The organism is Streptomyces sp. NPDC043738, assembly GCF_056436545.1.
In genome coordinates, this window is record NZ_JBWKCJ010000064.1 from 1 (window position 1) to 5,773 (window position 5,773).

5 protein-coding genes and 1 riboswitch are annotated in these 5,773 nt (G+C 72.2%); of the genes, 4 read left to right on the top strand and 1 reads right to left on the bottom strand.

Annotated features, from left to right (window positions below; genetic code table 11):
• Window positions 1-108 precede the first annotated feature (108 nt).
• A riboswitch (guanidine-III (ykkC-III) riboswitch) is annotated at window positions 109-174 on the top strand.
• Window positions 175-205: 31 nt separating this feature from the next.
• A complete protein-coding gene (locus AC0680_RS37780) occupies window positions 206-526 on the top strand; it encodes a DMT family transporter (RefSeq protein ID WP_478637566.1) in 321 nt (106 codons plus the stop codon).
• Between the two features lie 40 nt (window positions 527-566).
• On the opposite strand, the gene AC0680_RS37785 is transcribed toward AC0680_RS37780, so the two are convergent.
• Window positions 567-2,765, bottom strand: coding sequence for a transglycosylase domain-containing protein (locus AC0680_RS37785; protein WP_478637567.1), 2,199 nt, complete (start codon window positions 2,763-2,765; stop codon window positions 567-569).
• A 288-nt stretch (window positions 2,766-3,053) separates the two neighbouring features.
• Here AC0680_RS37785 and AC0680_RS37790 point away from each other — a divergent pair, with 288 nt between their 5' ends.
• The 3 genes from AC0680_RS37790 to AC0680_RS37800 are packed head-to-tail and all read left to right on the top strand — an operon-like array spanning window position 3,054 to window position 5,684.
• The gene (locus AC0680_RS37790; protein WP_478637568.1) at window positions 3,054-3,851 is read left to right on the top strand and encodes an ABC transporter permease; all 798 of its coding nucleotides are present in this window, start codon (window positions 3,054-3,056) and stop codon (window positions 3,849-3,851) included.
• A gap of 52 nt (window positions 3,852-3,903) precedes the next feature.
• On the top strand, window positions 3,904-4,668 hold the full coding sequence (locus AC0680_RS37795; RefSeq protein ID WP_478637570.1) for an ABC transporter permease: 765 nt from the start codon (window positions 3,904-3,906) through the stop codon (window positions 4,666-4,668).
• A 38-nt stretch (window positions 4,669-4,706) separates the two neighbouring features.
• Window positions 4,707-5,684 carry an ABC transporter ATP-binding protein gene (locus tag AC0680_RS37800; RefSeq protein WP_478637569.1) on the top strand — a complete coding sequence of 326 codons (978 nt, stop codon included), beginning with the start codon at window positions 4,707-4,709 and terminating at the stop codon, window positions 5,682-5,684.
• Window positions 5,685-5,773: the final 89 nt, after the last annotated feature.

Consider the following 5,773-nt stretch of genomic DNA (forward strand, 5'->3'; position numbering starts at 1 on the left):
GGGGGGGGGGGGGGGGGGGGGGGGGGGGGGAGGGGGGGGGGGGTGGGGGTGGGGGGGGGGGGGGGGGGGGGGGGGGGGGGGGCTGCTCCCCCCCCCCCGCTTCGCTGTCTTTTGCTAGCCTCGGGAGCAACCCGACGAGACGCGCCGTACCGGGTCAGGACAAGACGACGCACCCCTGTTGAAGCTCTTTCACGGAGGTGCCGTCATGGCATGGATCCTGCTCGTGGTCGCCGGTCTGCTGGAGGTCGGCTGGTCGATCGGGATGAAGTTCACCGAAGGCTTCACCCGGCTGTGGCCCAGTGTGTTCACCGGCGCGGGCATCGTGGTCAGCATGCTGCTGCTGTCGTACGCGGCGCGGACCCTGCCGATCGGTACCGCCTACGGGGTGTGGGTCGGCATCGGGGCGGCCGGTGCGGCGGTGGTCGGGATGATGGTGCTCGGCGAGCCGGCGACGGCGGCCCGGATCTTCTTCATCTGCCTGCTGCTGGTGGCGGTGGTGGGGCTCAAGGCGACCTCCGGCCACTGACGCCCGCCCCCGACCGCCCCGGTCCCCCGCGGCGGGGCGGCTAGCCTCCCCGCCGCGGCCAGTCCGGATCCTCGTCGCCCGGTTCCACGGTCGGGAAGTCCTCCGTGGGCTCGGTGGTCGGCGGGGTCTGGGTCGGGACGGTGGGGGAGGGCGGCACGGTGGCCGGCGGGGTCGTCGGGGCGCTGGTGGGCGGCGCGGTGACGGGGGGACTGCCGGACGGGCCGGGGGCCGGTGCGTCCGATGTGCCGGGCGACGGCGAGTCGCTGTCGGACGGTTCGGCGGACGGCGAGGCCGACCCGGCGCCCTCCGCGAGGTGCAGGTCGAAGTCGCGCACCGGGTGTCCGCGCAGGGCTGCCGCGGTGTAGTCGGCCCAGATCTGGGCGGGGAAGTCGCCGCCGTTGACCCGGGGCAGTCCCGCCGCGCCGTACAGCGGCTGCTGGGCGGCGCTCTCGGGGTGCTGGCCCAGTACGGCGACGACCGTGGCGAGATCGGGGGTGTAGCCCGCGAACCACGCGGCCTTGTCCTCCTCCGCGGTGCCGGTCTTGCCGGCCGCGGGCCGCCCGGCCTGCTGGGCGGCGGTGCCGGTGCCGCCGTCGACGACGCTGCGCAGGATCGAGGTGGTGGTGTCGGCGGCCTCGCGGGTCAGGGCGGTGGTCCGTTCGCGCTCGGGCAGCTCGATCTCCTCGTCGCTCTTGGTGACCTTGTCGACCAGGGTGTACGGCCGCCGGCTGCCGTGGTGGGCGAGGGTGGCGTAGACCTGCGCCATGTCCAGGACGCTGGGGGTGGCGGTGCCCAGGGAGATCGCGCCCTGCGAGGAGGCCAGGCCGGGGGTGCCGGCGGGGATGCCCAGGTCGACGGCGGTGTCCTTGACCTTGTCGGGGCCGACGTCGATGCCCATCTGGGCGTAGACGGCGTTGACGGACTTGTCGGTGGCCTCGGTGACGGTGATCGGGCCGTAGGAGCGGTCGTCCTCGTTGGCGGGCGCGAAGCCGGTGGAGCGGCCGTGGCTGACCGCCATCCGCTTGGTGGTGCCGTCGTAGACGGTCTGGGGGGTGATGCGTTCGCCGTCCTGGGTGGTGGAGCGGTTCTGCACGGCGGAGGCGAAGACGATCGGCTTGAAGGTGGAGCCGACCTGGTAGTCGCTGCGGGTGGCGCCGTTGACGTACTGCTTGGCGTAGTCGATGCCGCCGTAGAGGGCGACGACCCGGCCGCTCTTGGGGTCGATGGAGGCGCCGCCGGCCCGGACGTAGCGGTCGACCTCGCGGGAGTCGTCGAGCCGGTCCATCAGGCGGGTGTCGACCGCCGCGACGAAGGCGTTCTGGCGGCGCCTGCTCAGGGTGGTGGTGATGCGGTAGCCGCCGGAGCGCAGGGTGTTCTCGTCGAGGATGTGGTGGTCGGTGAGGTAGTCCTTGACGGCCTCGACGAGGTAGCCGCGCTGGCCGGTCAGGCCGGCGGAGGTCTTGGCGGGCCGGGGCACGGGGAAGCGCATCGCGGCCCGTTCGCCGGGGCTGAGCCACTTCTGCTCGACCATGCCGTCCAGTACGTAGTTCCAACGCGCCAGCACCCGCGGCCGGTTGCCGGGGTGGGCGGTGATGTCGTAGGCGCTGGGGGCGTTGAGCAGCGCGGCGAGGTAGGCGCCCTGAGCGGTGGTCAGCCGCTGGGAGTCGCGGCCGTAGTAGGCCTGGGCGGCGGCCTGGATGCCGTAGGCGTTGCGGCCGTAGTAGCTGGAGTTGAGGTAGCCCTCCAGGATGTTGTCCTTGCTCACCTCGCGGTCCAGCTTGATGGCGATGAAGAACTCCTTGGCCTTGCGGGTGAGGGTCTGTTCCTGGCCGAGGTAGTAGTTCTTGACGTACTGCTGGGTGATGGTGGAGCCGGACTGCTTGCCCTTGCCGGTGACGGTGTTCCAGGCGGCGCGCAGCATGGCCGCCGGGTCGATCGCGGACTCGGAGTAGAAGTCGCGGTCCTCGGCGGCGAGTACGGCCTGCTGGACGTGCTTGGGGACCTGGCCGAGGTGCACGTTCTGCCGGTTGACCTCGCCGTCGCGGGCCAGCTCGGAGCCGTCGGAGTAGAGGTAGACGTTGCTCTGGGCCTTGGCGGCGCTGTTGGCCGGGGGGATCTCGACGAGGAGGTAGCCGCCGATCAGGCCGCCGATGACGATCAGCAGGAACAGCAGCACGGTGCCGAGCATCGTGCGCCAGCTGGGCAGGGCCCGGCGCCAGCCTGTGCGTTGTCCGCTCATGTCTGTATGGACTCCTCGGCCGCCGCCGAAGGTTGTACCGCGGCGGATCGGTGTCGTGTCGGGGATTTCGCGCCGTACGCCGGAAATGTAACTGTGGCCCGTTGGGAAACTCTCGCATCATGCGCACCGGTCGGAGGGGGTGGCGCGCACCTGGGACCGCCACCTGACCGGCTGAATGGCGCCCTCGGCTCACCCGAACGGGTGGTAAATCGATGGTGCCCGCCGTGGCCGCCGCTTAGGCTCCGGTGTTCGCCGTCCGACCAGAACGGGACCAGGGGGGAGCACGGCGTGTGGTACGTGGCGGTGGCGGCCGGCAGCTTCCGGCGGTATGCCACCTATCGGGTCGCCACCGTGGCGGGCGTCTTCACCAACACCGTCTTCGGCTTCATCGTCGCCTACACCTACATCGCGCTGTGGGACGCCCGGCCGCATCTGGGCGGCTACGACCAGGCACAGGCGCTGACCTTCGTATGGACCGCGCAGGCGCTGCTGGCGGCCTCGTCGCTGATGGCCGGCGGGGGTCTGGACGAACTGCAGGAACGGATCCGTACCGGCGACATCGCGGTGGACCTCTACCGGCCCGCGGACCTTCAGGTGTGGTGGCTCTCCGCGGACCTGGGGCGGGCCGCGCTGCAGCTGATCGGCCGCGGGGTGGTGCCGATGGCGGTGGGCGCGCTGGCCTTCCCGCTGGCGCTGCCCGCCGATGCGGCGACCTGGGGCTGGTTCCTGGTGTCGGTGACGCTCGGCGTGGTGGTCGGCTTCGCCCTGCGCTACCTGGTGGCGCTGGCGTCGTTCTGGCTGCTGGACGGCACGGGGCTGGCCCTGATCAGCGGTCTGGCCTGCCTGTTCTTCTCGGGGATGGTGCTGCCGCTGCGGGTCTTCCCCGGCGACTTCGGGCAGATCGCCCAACTGCTGCCGTGGGCGGCGATCCTGCAGGTGCCGGTCGATGTGCTGGTGGGGGTGCGCAGCGGCGGCGCGCTGCTGCGGGGGCTGGCGTTCCAGGCGGGGTGGGGCGTTGCGTTGCTGGCGCTGGGCCGGCTGGTGCAGTCGGCGGCGACCCGCAAGGTGGTGGTGCACGGTGGCTGAGGCGGGCGGCCGGGTGGCCCAGGGGCTCTACGCGTACGGGCTGATCGTGCGGATGTGGGTGCGCTCCACGCTCGCCTACCGGGCGTCGTTCGTGATGATGGCGGTCGGCAACTTCGCCGCCTGCGCCCTGGACTTCGTCGCGATCATGCTGATGTTCTCGCAGATCGACGCCCTCGGCGGCTTCTCGCTGCCCGAAGTGGCGTTCCTGTACGGCACGTCCGGTGCCGCGCTGGGCCTGGCGGACCTGCTGCTGGGCAGCATGGACCGGCTGGGGCGGCGGGTGCGCGACGGCACCCTCGACACCCTGCTGCTGCGCCCCGCACCGGTCTTCGCGCAGGTCGCCGCGGACCGTTTCGCGCTGCGCCGGCTGGGCCGGATCGCCCAGGCGCTGCTGGTGCTCGGCTGGTCGCTGACCCGTCTGGAGGTGGACTGGACGGCGGGCCGGGCGCTGATGGTGCCGCTGATGATCGGGTGCGGTACGGCCATCTTCGCGGCGGTGTTCACCACCGGGGCGGCCTTGCAGTTCTGGGCGCAGGACGCCGCCGAGGTGCAGAACTCCTTCACCTACGGCGGCAACGCCCTGCTGCAGTACCCGCCGACCGTGTTCGCCAGGGACTTGGTGCGCGGGGTGACCTTCCTGATCCCGCTGGCCTTTGTGAACTGGCTGCCGGCGCTGCGGCTGCTGGGCCGCGAGGACCCGCTGGGGCTGCCCGGCTGGGTGGACTTCCTGGGGCCGGTGGTCGCGGCGCTGATGTGCGCGGGGGCCGCGCTGGCCTGGCGGTGCGGGCTGCGTGCGTACCGCAGCACCGGCAGCTGACACACCATCGAAGAGCGGGTACGGAAGGAGTCGGCAAGGTGAGTGGTGACGGGGCCGCGGCGGAGCCGCTGATCGTGGTGGACGGCGTCGAGAAGGCCTTCACGGTGCGGCGCAAGGCGGGCCGGCTGCGCCGGGTGCGCCAGGAGGTGCGGGCCGTGGACGGCATCACCTTCCAGGTGCCGCGCGGCGAGATGGTCGGCTACATCGGGCCGAACGGCGCGGGAAAGTCCACCACCATCAAGATGCTGACGGGCATTCTGGTGCCCAGCGGCGGCCGGCTGCGGGTCGCCGGCATCGACCCGGCGCGCGAACGGACCCGGCTCGCCCACCGGATGGGGGTGGTCTTCGGCCAGCGCACCACGTTGTGGTGGGACCTGCCGCTGAAGGACTCCTACGAGCTGGTGCGCCGGATGTACCGGGTCCCCGACGCCGCCTACCGGGCCAACCTCGACCGCTGCGTGGAACTGCTGGACCTCGCCCCGCTGCTGGCCGTACCCGTACGCCAGCTCTCCCTCGGCCAGCGGATGCGCGGCGACATCGCGGCGGCGCTGCTGCACGACCCCGAGGTGCTCTATCTGGACGAGCCGACCATCGGCCTCGACGTCGTCAGCAAGGCGAAGGTCCGGCAGTTCCTCCGCGAGGTGAACGCCGAACGCGGCACCACGGTCCTGCTGACCACCCACGACCTGACCGACATCGAGCAGCTGTGCCGCCGGGTGATGGTCATCGACCACGGGCACCTGGTCTACGACGGCGGGCTCGACGGGCTGCGGGCGGCCGCCGACGGCGAGCGGACGCTGAGGGTGGACCTGGAGCGGGAACTGCCGCCGATCGAGGGCGTCCCGGGCGCCCGCACGGTCCGGGTCGAAGGCCCCCGCCAGTGGCTGGCGTTCGCCGCCGCCCAGAGCGCGGCCCCGCTGGTCGCCGCGATCGCCGAGCGGTATCCGCTGGTGGACCTGTCGGTCCACGAGCCGGACATCGAGGCGATCATCGCCTCGATGTACACGAAGCGGTAGCGCTGCGCTTGGCTGGCTTCCCACGTTGTCGGCTGGCCCGCCGTGGGGGTTGTTGTGGGTTCGCCTGCGGCGGGCCTCTCCGCTGCGCT